The organism is Amycolatopsis sp. A133 (genome assembly GCF_031082405.1).
Taxonomy (GTDB): Bacteria; Actinomycetota; Actinomycetes; order Mycobacteriales; family Pseudonocardiaceae; genus Amycolatopsis.
Window position 1 is genome coordinate 235,217 of sequence record NZ_JAVHJU010000003.1, and the last position, 15,306, is coordinate 250,522.

Consider the following 15,306-nt stretch of genomic DNA (forward strand, 5'->3'; position numbering starts at 1 on the left):
GAGCATGTTCGAAATCGACTTCGCCGAGTTCCCGTCCACGTCCGCCGAGGCGTCCGGGCGGTTCTTCGAGCGCGCGTTCGGCTGGGCGGTGACTCCGTACGGCCCGGACTACACCGACGTCCGGGCCGCCGGGCTCACCTTGGGGTTCCAGTCGGACCCGGCCGAACAGACCCACGCGCCCCTGCTCACGATCCGCACGGACGACCTCGCCGCGGCCCGGGAGGCGGTGGAGGCGGCCGGCGGGGAGGTGACGCGGGAGCCGTTCGCCTTCCCCGGCGGGCGCCGCTTCCACTTCCGCGAGCCCGGCGGGAGCGAGCTGGCGGTGTGGTGCCCGGTGGACTAGCGCGGCGTCCGGTTCCCGCCGGTGGCACGCCCGCGGGTGCGCCACGGTGATCGTCATGAGCGTCTCCGTTCTCGAAGGCATGTACGCCGCCGAAGCCGAATACTTCGCCACCGGCGACTTCGCGCCGCTGAAGCCGTTCTTCGCCCCGGATTTTGTGTTGCACCAGGCCGAAGGACTGCCGTACGGCGGGGTCTGGCGCGGCCACGACGGTCTGCAGCGGTTCTTCGCGGCGATGAGCCGGACGTGGGCCGCCTTCGACTTCGTGGACCAGACGTTCCTCGCCACGACGTCCCCGCTCGTCGTGCTGACGAACGTGCACGCGCGCGCCCGCGACACCGGCCGCGAGCTCGGCTTCCCGATCCTGCAGACGATCACCGTGGCCGGCGACCGCATCACCGAAGTCCGCCCGTTCTACTGGGACACGGCGGCCATCGCGGCCGCTTGCTCGACGTAACCGGCGGCGCCGCCGCCCCCGTAGTAGGTCGACGGATCGGCCGGCGCGGTCGGCAGGCCGAGTGCGAACCGCGTCACCAGGTCCGGGTTCGCGACGAAGTGCCGGGCGTACGACACCGCGTCGGCGATGCCGGCCTCGATCACCGCGTTGCCCGTCTCGCGGTCGAAGCCGTTGTTGACGATCAGCGGGCCGTCGAACAGCCGCCGGTAGCGGGCGAAAGCCGCGAAGTCCGGCCCCGCGTCGGGGCCGCGGAGGTGCAGGTAGTCCACGGCGAGCCCGGCGACCAGTTCGTCGTACTCGGCGCGAAGCGGTTCGTCCACGGTGAACAGGCCGCCGGTCCACCACGGCGACAGCCGGACGCCGACGCGGCCGTGCGCGGCGGCCGCGGCGACGACCTCGGACAGCAGCCTGCGCCGGTTGGCCGCCGAGCCGCCGTAGTCGTCGGTGCGCTGGTTGAGCCGGGGGTGCAGGAACTGTGCCAGCAGGTACACGCCGTTGGCCGCGATCTCGACGCCGTCGAAGCCGGCGCGGCGCGCGTTCTCCGCCGCCGTGCCGTAGTCCTCGACGGTTGCCCGGATTTCGGCCACGCTCAGCTCGCGCGGGGTGAGCGTCAGGCGCTGCCCGGCGGCGGTGTGCACCCGCTCGCCCGGGTTCACCGCCGACGGCCCCGCCGGCCGCCCGCCGAGGAAGTCCGGGTGCGAAACGGCCCCGGTGTGCCACAGCTGCAGCACGATCCGGCCGCCGAGGGCGTGCACGACGTCCGTGACCCGCCGCCACCCGGCGACCTGCGCTTCGGTGTACACCCCGGGAACGTTCGAGAAGCCGACGGCCCGTTCGCTCACCCAGGTGCCCTCGGCCACGATGAGCCCGGCGCCGGCGCGCTGCGCGTAGTAGGCGGCCTGGAGGTCGCCGGGCACACCGCCGGGGACGCGCGCCCGGGTCGTCGGCGCCAGGACGACGCGGTTCGGCAGGCGCCATCCGTCCAGGTCGGCAGGGGTCAGCAAGCTCATCCGGTCACCTCCGGTCGCGGGGATACGTCGAGGAGGCGACGGTGGAGACGGGCGAAAGGTGACCGATGGACGAGCTGGCGGCGCAATTCGAGGCCGAACGCGGCCGGCTGCGGGGGCTGGCCTACCGGATTCTCGGCTCGGCGGCCGAAGCGGACGACGCCGTGCAGGAAGCCTGGTTGCGGCTGAACCGGGTGGACTCCGTCGACAACCTGGCGGCGTGGCTGACGACGGTCGTCTCCCGCGTCTGCCTCGACGTCCTGCGTTCCCGGAAAGCCCGTCGCGAAGAGCCTTTCGAGGTCTTCCCCGAGCCGGTGGACGACGCCGACCCGGCGGGCGAAGCCGCGCTCGCCGACTCGGTGGGCCGCGCGCTGCTGGTGGTGCTCGACGCCCTCGGCCCGGCCGAGCGGATCGCGTTTGTGCTGCACGACCTGTTCGCGGTGCCGTTCGACCGGATCGCCCCGGTGCTGGACCGCACGCCGGTGGCGGCGAAGAAGCTGGCGAGCCGCGCGCGGCAGCGGGTCCGGGGCACCTCCCCGCTGCCGCCGGCCGACCTGGCCCGGCACCGCCGGGTGGTGGACGCGTTCCTGGCCGCGGCGCGCGGCGGCGACCTCACCTCGCTGCTCGACGTGCTGGCGCCGGACGTCGTCCGCCGCGCCGACGCGGCCGCACTGCCGGCGGGCGCGGCCCTCGAGACGCGCGGGGCCCGTGCGGTGGCCGAGGAGGCGCAGGTGTTCGGGAAACGGGCCCGGTTCGCCGAAGCGGCCCTGGTCGACGGTGTGGTCGGTGTCGTCGTCGCGCCCCGCGGACGGCTGGAGCTCGCACTGGCCGTGACGGTCGAAGGCGAGCGGGTGGCGGCGTATGAGGTGATCGCCGGCCCCGCCCGCCTCGCCGCGCTGCACGTCACGCTCCTCAGCGCTTGATCCGGTACGACAGGTGCGTCACGCCGGTGCCTTCGACGACCTCCGGGCCGGTCAGCTTGGTGGTGGCGTCGAGGTGGTCGAAGAAGCGGACGCCGGAGCCGAGCAGCACGGGGACGAGGTCGACCTGGACGCCGTCGAGCAGGCCGAGGTTCAGGCACTGCTGGGCGATCGTTGTGCTGGCGACCGCGGCGATCTTGTCGCCGGCGGCCTTCTTGGCCTGCTCGACGGCGCTTTCGAGGCCGTCGGTGACGAAGGTGAAGGGCGCGTCCGGGTGCGGCCAGTCCGCGGGCTCTTCGTGGGTGACGACGAAGACCGGCACACCCATCGGGTGCGCCCCGCCCCAGCCCTGGGTGAGGTTGAAGAGCCGGCGGCCGGTGATGAGGGCGCCGACGTTCTCCATCGCCGCGCGCAGCATCTTCGCGCTGGCTTCGGAGGTCTTGAAGGTGGCCCAGTCGACGGCGGTGGGGACCTCGACGTCGCCGTTGCCGAACCACTCGAACAGGTGATCGATGCGGTCCTCCGGGTCGGCCACGAAGCCGTCGAGGGACATGGACATGTTGGCGATGACCTCAGCCACGGTGAGCTCCTTTTCGCTGGTCGGAGGCGGTTTGCCTCGCTGATGAGAAGTCTTCCGCGGTCGCCTCGGCGGAAGATCTGCCACCTGGCCGACATCCGGTGCCGGGTGGCCGATGCCTTGACCGCCCCCGATGGCGGAGCCACCATGAACACGTGTTCATGAACGGCTGTTCACAACGGAGGGGGACGGGGATGTCCGGGATCGTCAACACCGCGCAGGCGGAGGCGTGGAACGGCTACGAGGGCGAGCACTGGGCGACGCACGCCGACCGCTACGACGCCGTGAACAGCGGCTTCAACGGCTACCTGCTCGATCGGGCCGGTGCGGACGACCGGGTGCTCGACATCGGCTGCGGCAACGGCCAGCTGACCCGGCTCGCCGCGGCGCGGGCCCGGTCCGCGACCGGCGTCGACCTGTCCGGGCCGATGCTCGCGACCGCACGGGCCCGGGCGGCCGAGGTGCCGAACGTGACGTTCGAGCAGGGTGACGTCCAGGTCCACCCGTTCGCCGGCGGCGGGTTCGACCTGGCGGTCAGCCGGTTCGGGGTGATGTTCTTCGCTGATCCGGTGGCCGCGTTCGGCAACGTCCGGCGCGCGCTGGGCCCCGGCGGGCGGCTCGCGTTCCTCTGCATGACGGCCCTGTCCGGCACCGACCTCGGCCGGGTGTTCGGTGCGATGGCCGCTTACCTGCCCCAGCCGACCGGGCCGGACGGCAGCGGCCCGACGTCGTTCGCGGACCCGGACCGCACGAGGGCGGTGCTGACCGAAGCCGGCTTCGAAGACGTGGCGTGCACCCACGTCGAGGCCGACCAGGTCTGGGGCCGCGACGTCCCCGACGCGGCGCGGTTCATCGCGGACTGGGGGCCGGTCCGCCACCACCTGGGGCTCGTCGACAGCGCAACGGCAGCGCGGGCGACCGAAGCCCTCACGGCGGCGCTCGAGCCGTTCGCGGGCCCGGACGCGGTCCGCCTGCGCGGCACGGCGTGGCTGGTCACGGGAAGGAGGTCGTGACGATGTCGCCCGTACGATGGCGGTGATGTCACCGAGGAGAGCCGCCGCCCAGCGGGACGGGCAGTCGCTGCACGACCTGCTGGTCGAGACCGCGCGGAAGATGATCGCCACCCACGGCACGAGCGGGATGACCGTGCGCGAGATCGCGCGCATGGCCGGCGTCGCCGACGGCGTGCTCTACAACCACTTCTCCGACAAGGAGGAGCTGGTGGCCCGGGCCCTGCTGGAGCACGTGCGCACGACGGAGGCGGAGCTGGGCGAGCTGCCGGTGGCCGGCGAAGGCACCCTGACCGGGAACCTGCGCCGCCACCTGGAGTTCGGCCTGGCGCTGCACAAGGTGCTGGTACCGGCGTTCAGCCCCCTGGTCGGGCAGCCCAGGGTGCTGGAGCGGTTCGCGGAGATCAGCGAGCGGTCCGGCTACTGGCGCGACCGGCTGGTGAGCTACCTCGAGGAGGAACGCGCACTGGGCCGGCTCCGTCCGGAGTCCGAAGTGGACGCGGCCGCGGCCTTGCTGGTCGGCTACTGCCACGCCTCGGTGCTGGCGGCGGTCTTCCCGCACACGGGCCCGCTCGATCCGCCGCCGGTGGACTCGGTGGTGAGCGCCGCCCTCCACGGCATCGCGCCGACGGAGCCGGAACCGCCGGCGGGCGAGCCCGGCGCGGTCGCCCCGGCGTGACGGCCCCGCTCACCTAGATCATCGGGTTGCCGCTCACGGTGCTCTCCGGGATCTCCTGCACCACATCCCAGTGCTCGACGATCCGGCCGTCCCGCACCCGCAGCACGTCCGCGATCGCGCTGCCCCGCGAGCCGGGCGTCAGGCGGAGCAGGCTGTGCGTGCACACAAGATCGTCCTCGGCGATCACCCGGTGCACGTCCAGGCTGAGCTCCGGGAACCGCGCCACGAACCCGGCCAGGTACCGGGCCGAGGCCGCCGCGCCCGCCGGGGCGTGGGGGTTGTGCTGGACGTAGCCGTCGCCGACGTACTCGGCGAAGGCGTCGGCCGGGCGCTTCTCGGTAAAGGCCAGCCGGAGGAAGGCGAGGACCACTTCCTTGTTCTGCTTCGGTTGCGTCATCGGTATCCGTCCTTTGTGGAGTTATCGACACCAAGCCCACCATCCGCGAAACAGAAAGGGAAAGACCTGTGGACTCTGCCGCGATACTCTCCCGGTATGGACGATGTCGAGGTCCGTGAGCTGCGGTACTTCCGCGCGGTCGCCGAAGAGCTGAACTTCTCCCGCGCCGCCGAGCGGATCGGGATGGCGCAACCGCCGTTGTCCCGCGCGATCCGGTTGCTGGAACGGCGGCTCGGGGTGCAGCTCTTCGAACGCACCAGCCGGCACGTCTCGCTGACGCCGGCCGGGGCCGTCCTCTTCGCGGAGTCGGCGAAGGCCTTGGACGCCGTCACCGCGGCCGTCCGGCGCACGCGGCGGGCGGCGCAGCAGGCGCCGGCGCTCGTCGTCACCGCAAAACCCGGGGTCGCCACCGATCTGCTGCGGCGGATCGCCGATGCGCACCCGGATCCGGTCGACATCCGGGTCAGCGGGTTCGGCGAACAGGCGGAGATGGTCCGGGACGGCCGGGCCGACGTGGCGGTGCTCGGCTGCCAGGGCCGCACCCACCACGGCCTGGACGTCGAGGTGCTCTTCAGCGAGCCGCGGGTGGCGGCACTGCCGTCGGACCACGAGCTCGCCGGCCGGGCCGTGCTGACCTGCGCCGACTTCGCGGGGCGGCCGACGCCGTGCTGGCCGCTCTCCTCGGCCGCGGACCGGGCGTACTGGTCCGGGCAGGACGTGACCGGCGGGCCGGTGACGCCGGGGCCGATCGTGCACGACAGCGCGCAGCTGCTGGAAACCGTCGCGCTCGGGCAGGCGATCGCACTGCTGCCGGCGTCGGTCGCCGAGCTGCGTTCGCGGGACGACGTCGTCTACCGGCCGGTTGCCGACGCGACGCCGTACTCGCTGGCCCTCGCCTGGCCGTCCGGCGCGCGGGACCTGCGGATCGCGCGGTTCGTGCGGACCGCCGCCGAGGTCAGCGAAGCACTACCTCGGCCAGGAGCCGTCCCGGCGGGGTGACCGTGCGGACCACCGGCGGCACCCGGACGTCGCCGTCCTCGAACGCCGCCCGCAGCTGTTCGACGTCGGCGCCGGCCATCAGCCGGGCCAGCTCGTCGGCGCGGGCGAGGGTGGCCGGGGCGAGCACCACGGAGTCGTCGAGAGCGCCCCAGGTGTCCCACTGGAGCATCTCGTGCTTGTTGAGCGAGGCGAGGTCGAGCACGAGGTTGTGCCACGCGTACGGGAGGTCGCGCAGGAACGGCACGTCCAGGTCCGGGGAGACGACGAGCCGGGCCGGGTCGAGCTCGCCCGAGCGGGCCGCGGTCCACGCGGCCGGGCCGGTCAGGAACCGGTCGCGGGGGACGTCGAGGAGGTCGAACTCCACGTCGTCCACCGGGTCGCGGAAGCCGGGCGACAGCTGGGGTTCGACCAGGCGCCAGCCGTCGCCGGTGCGAACCTCGGCGACGACGTGGTCGAGGTACCAGCCCGGCATCAGGTAACTCGCGAAGCCGACGCGGGCGCGGGCCGGAATGCCGTGGTGGCGCGCCATCGAGACGAAGAGCAGCGTGAAGTCGCGGCAGCAGCCGACGATCCGGTGCAGCGGTGGCCGCGGCCCGCCGGGCGGCGCCGGGTCGAGCTCGCGCAGGCGTGCCCACATGTCCGCGGCGTACCGCAGGGTGATCTCGTCGCGGCGGGCCGCCGGGAAGCCGTGCTCGGTGATGTCACCCGCGCCCCAGTAGTGGAACACCAGCTGGGACGCCGCCTCGCGCAGGGCGGCGAGGTCGCCCGGGGTGGCGTCGAGCCAGGACGACTGCGCGCCCGGGTCGGAGAAGCGGCTGTGGCTGACGTAGAAGTCGTCCATGGCTGCCGAAGCTAGCGGCTTTTCGGGGGTTCCGGGTAGCGGAACCCCGGGGCGGGACGGAGGCCCGGCGGTCACAGCGGGAGCTCACCCCGCTTGAACAGCCAGTTCTCCGCGGAACGTCGAGCGGTACGCACTCGGCGAGACCCCGAGCGCGGCCTGGAAGTGCTGGCGCAGCGACGCCGCCGTGCCGAAGCCGGCTTCGGTGGCGACGCGGTCGACCGGCAGATCGGTCTCCTCGAGGAGCTGGCGGGCGCGCTCGACCCGTTGCTGCGTCAGCCATTGCAGCGCCGAGATGCCGACCTCCTCGCGGAAGCGGCGGGTGAAGGTGCGGGTGCTCATCGCCTCGCGGGCGGCGAGCTCACGCAACGTCAGCGGCCGGTGCAGGTTCTCCAGCGCCCACGCCCGCGCAGCTTTGGTCGACGACGTCCGGGGCTCGGGCACCGGCCGCCGGACGAACTGGGCTTGGCCGCCCTCGCGGTGCGGGGACACGACCGTCCCGCGGGCGACTTCGTTGGCCACGGCCGCGCCGTGGTCGCGGCGGATCATGTGCAGCACCAGGTCGATGCCGGCGGCGACGCCGGCCGAGGTCAGCACGTCGCCGTCGTCGGTGTAGAGCACGCACGGGTCGACGTCGACCTCGGGGAACCGGTCCTGGAGCTCTCCGGCGGAGCGCCAGTGGGTGGTGGCCGGGCGGCCGTCGAGCAGCCCGGCGGCGGCGAGCACGAACGCGCCGGTGCAGATCGACGCGATGCGGGCGGCTGCCGGGATGCGGTCGAGCGCGGCCTTGAGCGGCGGGGTCAGCACGCGCGCCATCGGCTCGTACTCGGCCAGGGACGCCGGGACGATCACCGTATCGGCCTCGGCGAGCACCTCGGGGCCACGCTCGACCGGAATGGTGACGTCGGCGTCGGTGCGCACCGGGCCGGGCTCGAGCGTGCAGGTCACGACCTCGTACAACGGCTCGCCGGCCGCCGAGCGCGCCTGGCCGAACAGGCGGTGGACGATGCCCAGTTCCATCAGCAACATGCCGTGGCGGACCAGGACGGCGACGTGGTGCCGGTCGGGGTGCACAAATTCGACCATGGCCCGATTCTTGCACAGGGCGGCCATCAGGCCACTCGATCGCGCACCGGGCGTGACCGGCCTGGGCGCCCACCTCACGCGGACAAGGTGAGGTGCGCGCCCGGCGCGGAGCGCGCCCACCTACGCCGACAAAGCGAAGCACCGCCCCGACCGCGCACCCGGGGGTCACCGGGCCTGGGTGGGCACCGCCGCCGCCCGCCGCGGGCGCCCACCTAGGCCGGCAAAGCGGTGCGACGAGCCGACCGGCCCCCACCTACGCCGGCAACGTCAACCGCTGCCCCAGGCCGCCGTCCACCGGGAGGTCGGCGCCCGTCGTGAACGTGGCCTCGAAAGCCAGGAACAGCACCGCCGCCGCCACTTCGTCCGCCGTTGCGTGGCGCTTCAACGGCGTTATCTCGTCGCCGATCGCCTTGAACTCCGCCAGGACCGACTCCGGCACGCCGGTCACGCCCATCGTCGGTGTGTCCGTGTAGCCGGGACTCACCACGTTCACCCGGATTCCGCGTGGGGCCAGCTCGGCCGCGTACGTGCGGGCGAACGACCGCACCGCCGACTTCGCCGCCGAATACAGGCCCATTCCGGCGATGCCCGCCTCGGCCGCGACCGAGGTCGTGAACACGAACGATCCGCCGGTCCGGACCAGCGGGGCCAGCGCCCGGGCGGTGAAGTACGCGCCCTTCGTGTTCACGTCGAACGTGCGGTCGTAGAGCTCGGGTGTTGCTTCCTCGTACGGCGTCAGCGTCGAAAACCCGACGTTGACGAACACCAGGTCCAGTTCGCCGAGCCGCTCCGCGGCCACCGCGCCCAGCTCGGCGACGTCGTCCAAGCGAGCCGCGTCCGAGGACAACAGGTGGGCCTTGCCCGGCAGTGTTCCCTCCAGCGGTGTCACGTCCCGGCCGGTCAGCAGCACCTCCGCGCCGCCGTCCAACAGGGCGCGGACCACCGCCAACCCCATGCCGTGCGTGCCGCCGGTGACGACGGCCTTCTTCCCCAGGTACTTCACCGGATCTCCTCGATGACGCTGGCGATCGCGTGCGAGCCGTGGCCCGCCGCGACCGCGCGGGCGAACAATTCCCTCAGCACCGCGGGCACCGCCGTGCTGATCCCCTGTGCGCGGCTCGTCTCCTCCAGCATGGCGAGCCCCGCCGCGTTGATGTCCAAAGCGGACACGTCGGTGGCGTAGTCGCCACTGGCGACCTGGTCGCCGATGCCGGGCAGGAAACCGCCGACCGCCGAGTGCCACGCCGACGCCATCGGCGTGAACTGCTCCGGCCTGACACCCTCGGTCCCCACCAGCGCGAGGGCGTGCAGGTAGCCGGCCATCGTCGACCACATCATGCCGAGCAGCGCCAGGTCGTACAGCGCCGCCAGCCCGGCGTCCTCGCCGAGGAACACCGGCCGTCCGAGCACTTCCAGCACGTCGCGGTGCGCCGCGAACGTGGCTTCGGAGCCGCCGTAGAGAACCTGCGCCTGCGGCGTCCCGATGCCCTGCGGCACGGCCATGATCACGCCGTCCACGTAGTCGATGCCCTCCGAAGCGGCCCACTTCGCGACACCGCGCGCCTGCTCCGGCGTCCCGGACGTCAGGTTGACGAGCACCTTCGGCGCCGCAGCCGCCAGTACCGGCTGCTGACTGTCGTATGTGGACAGACAGCTGAGGACGACGTCGGCCGAAGCCGCCTCCGCCGGCGTGGCCGCGAGCCGGGCGCCGCGGTCGAGCAGCGGCCCCGCCTTGAGCGGCGACCGGTTCCACACCAGGACGTCGTGCCCCGCCCCCAAGAGCGCCCCGGCGAGGGCGGCACCCATCCGCCCCAGGCCGAGCACGCCCACGTGTTTCTTGCTTTCTCCCATGGCTTCCATGCTGCGGGCGCGCTTTACACTGGACAAGTACCGACTAATAAGTCAGGTACCCACCAAAACGTAAGGATCCTGGATGCAGCCTCGAACGTACCGCTGCGGATTGGACGCGGCCGTCGACGTGATCGGCGGCCGCTGGAAGGCCCTGATCCTCTGGGCGCTGCACGCCGAACCCCTGCGGTTCGGCGAACTGAAGCGGAAGGTCGCGGGGATCAGCGAGAAGATGCTGATCCAGGCCCTGCGCGAGCTGGAGGCGGACGAGATCGTGCACCGCGAGGTGTTCCACGAGGTCCCGCCGAAGGTCGAATACTCGCTGACCGGGCTGGGCCAGCGGCTGAACACGGCGTTGCTGCCGCTCGGCGACTGGGGCGAGGAAAACATGACCGGGATCGCGAAGCGCCGCGGCGTCACGCCGGCGCCACCGCACACCGCTTCGGCGTGATGACGCGGCAGCTCCCCGACCCCGGCTGCGCGAAGATGACCGCCGCTCAGGCGGTGACCAGGTCCGAGCCGGCGAAGAACGTCCGCGCGGCCGTCATCGCGTCGGCGTCCAAGAGCACGTCACCGGGGCGGCTGCCGTTGCCGAGCAGCACCCCGCCCCAGTGCATGCCGAGGTACTCGGCGCACAGCTCCAGCGTGCCGATCAGCGGCTGCGCTTCGCGCGCCGTTTCGCTCAGCACGCTCACGCCCCACAGCGTCTTCCCGCGCATCCGCGGCTTGAACTCCACCGGCAGCCGCATCCAGCCCGACCAGTAGTCGAGGTAGAGCTTCACGCTCGCGGCGACCGAGTACCAGTACACCGGTGACGCGATCACGATGTCGGTCGCGGCAAACGTCGCGTCCATCAGCAGCTGTTCGTTCTCCCCCGGTGCCGGGTGGTCGCCGGCCCCGTGGCGGCGGTCCTCGAACGGCGGCAGCGGCACCTCCGGCAGCCGGATCCACCGCTGCTCGACGTCGCCGGGCAGTTCCCTGGCCGCCCGGCGGGCCAGCGTTTCGGTGTTGCCGCCGGCCCGCGCGGCGCCCACCAGGAACAGGAAGCTGCGGTCGCTCATGTCCACCCCTCTCCAGTTACTTGCATGTACATATAAATACTGTCCCTGGACTATCCTGGCGTCAAGAGGAGGCCGGAAGATGACTGCCGACGAACAGGCCTGGGGCCGCGTACTCGTCCTGCACGCCCGGATCGAGCAGGAGCTCGCCAAAGCCCTGCAGCGGCGCCACGGGCTCGGCCTGTCCGAGTACCGCGCGCTCGGCAAGCTGGTCGCGGGCCCGCGCGGCGGCCTGCGGATGCAGGAGCTCGCCGAGGCGATCGGCCTCAACCAGAGCTCGGTCAGCCGGATGTGCGCCCGCCTCGAAGACGCCGGCCTGACCGTCCGCGACCTGTGCGAAGACGACCGCCGCGGCGTCTACTCGGTGATCACCGACGCCGGCCGCAAGCGCTACGCCGAAACGGAGCCGACGTACTGCGCCGTGCTGCGGACCGCGCTCGACAAGGCCGCGAGCGACCCGGATCTCGCCGACGCGGTCTCCGCCGTCCGCGGCGCTTGACCCGAATATTCCGCAGTGGTTATATACCGGCACAGGCAAGCCATGGGAGGACGCCGTGTCCGGACGAGCGAAACTGCAGACCGTCGACCAACGCCCGGTGCTCCGGCTGGAACGCCGCCTCAAGCACGCGCCGGAGCGGGTCTGGCGGGTGATCACGGACCCGGCGGAGCTCGCGCACTGGTTCCCCGCGCGGGTCGACGTCGACCTGCGCGCCGGCGGCGCCATCCGGTTCACCTTCCCCGGCGACGACACCACGACGGCCGGGCAGGTCGTCACCGCCGACCCGCCGCGCGAGTTCACCTTCGTCTGGAACGACGACACCCTGCGCTGGCTGATCTCCCCCGACGGCGACGGCAGCCTCCTGGAGTTCACCCACACCTTCGGCCGCGGCGACCCGGCGATCGCCAAGCTCGCGGCCGGCCGCAACGCCGCCGGCTGGGACGTCTGCCTCGACGCCCTCGACGCGCGCCTGGCCGGCCGGGACTTCCAGCAGCCGCAAGGATGGCACGAGCGGACGGCGTCCTATGTGGAGGAGTTCGGCCTCGACGAGGGCGAAATCCTCGCGGACGGCACGATCCGCTTCCGCCGCGACCTGGTCTGGAAGCCCGTGGCCGAGGTACGGGCCCTGCTGCCGGCCGAACCCGGCTGGCACCTGGTCCACGACCCGCTCAACGGCACCCGCGTCGAGTTCACCGAGGCGGCGAGCGACGACGTCCCGGCGCAGCTGGCCCGGCGGCACGAGCAGCTCGACAAGCTGTTCGCCGCCACCCACGGCGTCGAATTGCCGGACTGGGCCCCGGAGCGCGTCGAAGCCGTGAAGAAGCATTACGCCGAGCGTCCGACCCAGGGTTGACGCGGGGACGAAGAGTCCGCAATACCTTCACAGCATGAGGATTCGCGTGGTGCTGGACGCGCTGGCGGCCATCGTCCTGGCCGTCGGCGCCGGCGGCAACCTCGCCGCCGGCGCGTGGTCGCTGCCGCCGTGGCTGCCCGCCTGGCTGGGCTGGACGATCATGCTCGCGAGCGTCTTCCCGCTGCTGCTGCGCCGCCGGTGGCCGTTCCCGTCCTACGTTGCGTCGCTGGTGCTCACCGCGGCGGCGGTGCCGATCGGCGGCCCGGTGCTCGGCATCGCCGTGGTGGCGGCGGGCTGCGCGCTGTACGCCTACGTGGTGGCGCGGGGCACCCGCATCACGCGGACGGCGTTCGCGACCGGGCTCATCGGGCTCGCGGTGCTCGCGTTCGTGTTGCCGAACCCCAGCACGGCGACGACGGTGAACTTCGGTTCGTCGGCGCTGATCGTCGGGTTCGCGCTCGGCGTCGCCGTCCACGGCCGCCGCCAATACGCCGCGGCCGAGCGGGAAAACCACGCACGGCAAGCGGTTTCGGCGGAACGGCTGCGGATCGCGCGGGAGATGCACGACGTCGTCGCGCACAGCATGAGCCTGATCGCGGTGAAGGCGGCGGTCGGCAACCACGTCGCCCTCGAACAACCCGACCAGGCCCGTGACGCCTTGCGCGTCATCGAAGACACCAGCCGCGAGACCCTGGCCGAGCTGCGGCGCATGCTGGGCGTGCTGCGCGACGGCACCGGCGTCCCGGCGCTGGCGCCCGCCCCGACGCTCGAGGACCTGCGGGCGCTCGCCGAACGTGCGCAGCAGGCGGGTGCACTGGATGTTGTCCTGGTCGTCGACGGCCTCACCGAACTGCCGGGCGGGGTCGGCCAGTCGGTGTACCGGATCGTGCAGGAGGCACTGACCAATGTGGTCAAGCACGCGGGCGCGTCGACCTGCCGGATCCACGTCACGGGCGGCGACGGCGAAGTGCGCATCGAGGTGCTCGACGACGGCCGCGGCGGCAAGGCCGAGCCGGGCCACGGGCTGATCGGGATGCGCGAACGCGTCGCGGTCTACGACGGCGAATTCTCGGCGGCGCCGGGCGAAACCGGCTTCCGCGTCTTCGCGCGGCTCCCCTACGAAGCACCGGTGGTGGCCCGGTGACCCGCGTCCTGATCGCCGACGACCAGGCGTTGCTGCGCGGGAGCTTCCGGGTGCTGGTCGACAGCGCACCGGGCCTCGAGGTCGTCGGCGAGGCGTCCGACGGCGTCGAGGCGGTCGCCCTGACCCGCGTCGAGCGGCCGGACGTGGTGCTGATGGACGTCCGGATGCCGGAGATGGACGGCATCGAGGCGACCCGCCGCATCTGCGCGGAAACCGACGTCCGGGTGCTGATGCTGACGACGTTCGACCTCGACGAGTACGTGTATGCGGCACTGCGCGCGGGCGCGAGCGGGTTCCTCCTGAAGGACACCCGCCCGGCGGACCTCCTGGCGGCGATCGAAGTCGTGGCGTCCGGCGACGCGCTGCTGGCCCCCTCGGTGACCCGCCGCCTGGTGGCGGAGTTCGCGCGCCTGCCGTCGGGCCCGGTGACCCGGCTCGACGGGGTGACGGCACGCGAGCAGGAGGTGCTGTCGCTGATCGCGCGCGGGCTGTCCAACGACGAGATCGCGGCACGCCTGCACCTGGGCATCGCCACCGTGAAGACCCACATCGGCCGGCTGCTGCACAAGCTCGCCGCGCGCGACCGGGCCCAGCTGGTGATCGCGGCGTACGAATCCGGGCTGGTCCGGCCGACGGCGTCCTGAGTAGGGTGGAGCGGCCGATCACGAGGGGGAATCCGATGAGCACCGAACGTCGCGAGGACGAACTCCTCCCGCCGCCGGCCGAGCCGCCTGCCGAGCCGCCGGCCGAGGACTGGGAGCCGGACCCGCGCCCCGACTGGGGCAACCAGGGCGGGATCCCCGGCTACGGCTCCCAGCCGATGCGCCAGCTCGATTCGGAGGACGGACCCCCGCCCCGGCGCGGCGGGCCGACCGGCTGAGCCGTCGTGATCCCCCAGACCCTCGGCGCGCTCGCCGGGTTCCTGGCGCTCGTCGCGCCGGGGATCGTGTTCGAGCTGCGCCGCGAACGCCGCCGCGGCCGCCACCAGGAGACGGCGTTCCGCGAAGCTTCCCGCGTCGCCCTCGGCAGTCTCGTCTTCACGCTGGTCTCCGTGCTGCTCATGACGGCGCTGCAGACGACCGGCGCCCGCTTGTTCGTCAGCCCGGCGGACTGGCTGACCCGCGGCGAGGCCTACTCGCGCGAGCACCTGACGCTGATCGTCGTGAGCGTCGCCGTCGAGCTGGCCGTGGCGTGCGCGCTCGCCACGGGGTTCGAGGCGTTCTTCGCCCACCGCCGCGGGGAGGCCGCAACCGTGCAGCAGCGCTCGGCCTGGGCCCAGGCCCTGCGCGCCGACCGGCCGCCCGGCACCCGCGCGTGGGCACACGCACAGCTGGAGAACGGCACGTCGTTCTACGGGTACGTCCGCTCGTACACACCGTCGGGCCCGCTGGCCGACCGCGAGCTCGTCCTCGAAGGTGAGGCGATGACCAGCGAAAACGACGGGGCGACGAAGGTCATCGGCGAGGACTGGCGGCGAGTGGTGATCCCGGGCTCGAAGATCACCTACCTGCGGGTGACGTACCTGGACGCGGCGACCGGCGAGCCAGCTGACGTTGCCTACGCCACACGCGAAGTGACCGACAAGTAGTTAAGC

Annotated in this window: 21 protein-coding genes; 13 read left to right on the plus strand and 8 right to left on the minus strand. The window is 72.6% G+C overall.

Going from position 1 to position 15,306, the window contains the following annotated elements; all coding sequences use genetic code 11:
• Positions 1 to 4 precede the first annotated feature (4 nt).
• Positions 5 to 343: a VOC family protein gene (locus tag Q5425_RS03915; RefSeq protein ID WP_308670680.1), complete on the plus strand. Its 339-nt coding sequence runs from the start codon at positions 5 to 7 to the stop codon at positions 341 to 343.
• A gap of 55 nt (positions 344 to 398) precedes the next feature.
• Positions 399 to 797 (plus strand): nuclear transport factor 2 family protein, encoded by a 399-nt coding sequence (locus tag Q5425_RS03920; protein ID WP_308670681.1) that lies wholly within the window; start codon positions 399 to 401, stop codon positions 795 to 797.
• Here the strand turns inward: Q5425_RS03920 and Q5425_RS03925 are convergent.
• A complete protein-coding gene (locus tag Q5425_RS03925; RefSeq protein WP_308670682.1) occupies positions 755 to 1,807 on the minus strand; it encodes an alkene reductase in 1,053 nt (350 codons plus the stop codon). The two genes, Q5425_RS03920 and Q5425_RS03925, sit on opposite strands and share 43 nt — an antisense overlap.
• Positions 1,808 to 1,872: 65 nt before the next feature.
• On the opposite strand from Q5425_RS03925, the gene Q5425_RS03930 reads away from it, so the two are divergent.
• The gene (locus Q5425_RS03930) at positions 1,873 to 2,727 is read left to right on the plus strand and encodes a sigma-70 family RNA polymerase sigma factor (protein WP_308670683.1); all 855 of its coding nucleotides are present in this window, start codon (positions 1,873 to 1,875) and stop codon (positions 2,725 to 2,727) included.
• Here the strand turns inward: Q5425_RS03930 and Q5425_RS03935 are convergent.
• On the minus strand, positions 2,717 to 3,304 hold the full coding sequence (locus Q5425_RS03935; RefSeq protein ID WP_308670684.1) for a dihydrofolate reductase family protein: 588 nt from the start codon (positions 3,302 to 3,304) through the stop codon (positions 2,717 to 2,719). The genes Q5425_RS03930 and Q5425_RS03935 overlap by 11 nt on opposite strands.
• 191 nt (positions 3,305 to 3,495) lie before the next feature.
• Between Q5425_RS03935 and Q5425_RS03940 the strand changes: the two genes are divergently transcribed.
• A complete protein-coding gene (locus tag Q5425_RS03940; RefSeq protein ID WP_308670685.1) occupies positions 3,496 to 4,314 on the plus strand; it encodes a methyltransferase domain-containing protein in 819 nt (272 codons plus the stop codon).
• Positions 4,315 to 4,330: 16 nt separating this feature from the next.
• Positions 4,331 to 4,990, plus strand: coding sequence for a TetR/AcrR family transcriptional regulator (locus Q5425_RS03945; protein WP_308670686.1), 660 nt, complete (start codon positions 4,331 to 4,333; stop codon positions 4,988 to 4,990).
• A gap of 13 nt (positions 4,991 to 5,003) precedes the next feature.
• Here Q5425_RS03945 and Q5425_RS03950 read toward each other — a convergent pair whose 3' ends face one another.
• Positions 5,004 to 5,387 (minus strand): nuclear transport factor 2 family protein, encoded by a 384-nt coding sequence (locus Q5425_RS03950; RefSeq protein ID WP_308670687.1) that lies wholly within the window; start codon positions 5,385 to 5,387, stop codon positions 5,004 to 5,006.
• Positions 5,388 to 5,483: 96 nt separating this feature from the next.
• Here Q5425_RS03950 and Q5425_RS03955 point away from each other — a divergent pair, with 96 nt between their 5' ends.
• Positions 5,484 to 6,386 carry a LysR family transcriptional regulator gene (locus Q5425_RS03955; protein WP_308670688.1) on the plus strand — a complete coding sequence of 301 codons (903 nt, stop codon included), beginning with the start codon at positions 5,484 to 5,486 and terminating at the stop codon, positions 6,384 to 6,386.
• Here Q5425_RS03955 and Q5425_RS03960 read toward each other — a convergent pair.
• From Q5425_RS03960 to Q5425_RS03975, 4 genes are all read right to left on the minus strand, one after another.
• A complete protein-coding gene (locus tag Q5425_RS03960; RefSeq protein WP_308670689.1) occupies positions 6,343 to 7,227 on the minus strand; it encodes a transglutaminase domain-containing protein in 885 nt (294 codons plus the stop codon). The two genes, Q5425_RS03955 and Q5425_RS03960, sit on opposite strands and share 44 nt — an antisense overlap.
• A gap of 84 nt (positions 7,228 to 7,311) precedes the next feature.
• A complete protein-coding gene (locus tag Q5425_RS03965; RefSeq protein WP_308670690.1) occupies positions 7,312 to 8,310 on the minus strand; it encodes a helix-turn-helix domain-containing protein in 999 nt (332 codons plus the stop codon).
• Between the two features lie 253 nt (positions 8,311 to 8,563).
• Positions 8,564 to 9,313, minus strand: coding sequence for an SDR family oxidoreductase (locus Q5425_RS03970; RefSeq protein WP_308670691.1), 750 nt, complete (start codon positions 9,311 to 9,313; stop codon positions 8,564 to 8,566).
• Complete coding sequence (locus tag Q5425_RS03975) at positions 9,310 to 10,161, minus strand: NAD(P)-binding domain-containing protein (protein ID WP_308670692.1); 852 nt, start codon at positions 10,159 to 10,161, stop codon at positions 9,310 to 9,312. The genes Q5425_RS03970 and Q5425_RS03975 overlap by 4 nt, the downstream gene beginning before the upstream one ends.
• A gap of 82 nt (positions 10,162 to 10,243) precedes the next feature.
• On the opposite strand from Q5425_RS03975, the gene Q5425_RS03980 reads away from it, so the two are divergent.
• Positions 10,244 to 10,609 carry a helix-turn-helix domain-containing protein gene (locus Q5425_RS03980; RefSeq protein WP_308670693.1) on the plus strand — a complete coding sequence of 122 codons (366 nt, stop codon included), beginning with the start codon at positions 10,244 to 10,246 and terminating at the stop codon, positions 10,607 to 10,609.
• A 46-nt stretch (positions 10,610 to 10,655) separates the two neighbouring features.
• On the opposite strand, the gene Q5425_RS03985 is transcribed toward Q5425_RS03980, so the two are convergent.
• Entirely contained in the window at positions 10,656 to 11,219 is a 564-nt protein-coding gene (locus tag Q5425_RS03985; RefSeq protein ID WP_308670694.1) for an NAD(P)H-dependent oxidoreductase, read from the minus strand.
• Positions 11,220 to 11,298: 79 nt separating this feature from the next.
• Here Q5425_RS03985 and Q5425_RS03990 point away from each other — a divergent pair, with 79 nt between their 5' ends.
• Genes Q5425_RS03990 through Q5425_RS04015 form a run of 6 tightly spaced genes read left to right on the plus strand, consistent with a single transcriptional unit; the run spans position 11,299 to position 15,300 of the window.
• Positions 11,299 to 11,715 (plus strand): MarR family transcriptional regulator, encoded by a 417-nt coding sequence (locus Q5425_RS03990; RefSeq protein WP_308670695.1) that lies wholly within the window; start codon positions 11,299 to 11,301, stop codon positions 11,713 to 11,715.
• Between the two features lie 55 nt (positions 11,716 to 11,770).
• Entirely contained in the window at positions 11,771 to 12,568 is a 798-nt protein-coding gene (locus tag Q5425_RS03995) for an SRPBCC family protein (protein ID WP_308670696.1), read from the plus strand.
• A 34-nt stretch (positions 12,569 to 12,602) separates the two neighbouring features.
• Positions 12,603 to 13,712: a sensor histidine kinase gene (locus tag Q5425_RS04000; protein ID WP_308670697.1), complete on the plus strand. Its 1,110-nt coding sequence runs from the start codon at positions 12,603 to 12,605 to the stop codon at positions 13,710 to 13,712.
• The gene (locus Q5425_RS04005) at positions 13,709 to 14,356 is read left to right on the plus strand and encodes a response regulator transcription factor (RefSeq protein ID WP_308670698.1); all 648 of its coding nucleotides are present in this window, start codon (positions 13,709 to 13,711) and stop codon (positions 14,354 to 14,356) included. Before Q5425_RS04000 ends, Q5425_RS04005 begins: the two co-directional genes overlap by 4 nt.
• Before the next feature lie 35 nt (positions 14,357 to 14,391).
• Entirely contained in the window at positions 14,392 to 14,592 is a 201-nt protein-coding gene (locus tag Q5425_RS04010; RefSeq protein ID WP_308670699.1) for a hypothetical protein, read from the plus strand.
• A 6-nt stretch (positions 14,593 to 14,598) separates the two neighbouring features.
• Positions 14,599 to 15,300 (plus strand): DUF6338 family protein, encoded by a 702-nt coding sequence (locus Q5425_RS04015; protein WP_308670700.1) that lies wholly within the window; start codon positions 14,599 to 14,601, stop codon positions 15,298 to 15,300.
• Positions 15,301 to 15,306 lie beyond the last annotated feature (6 nt).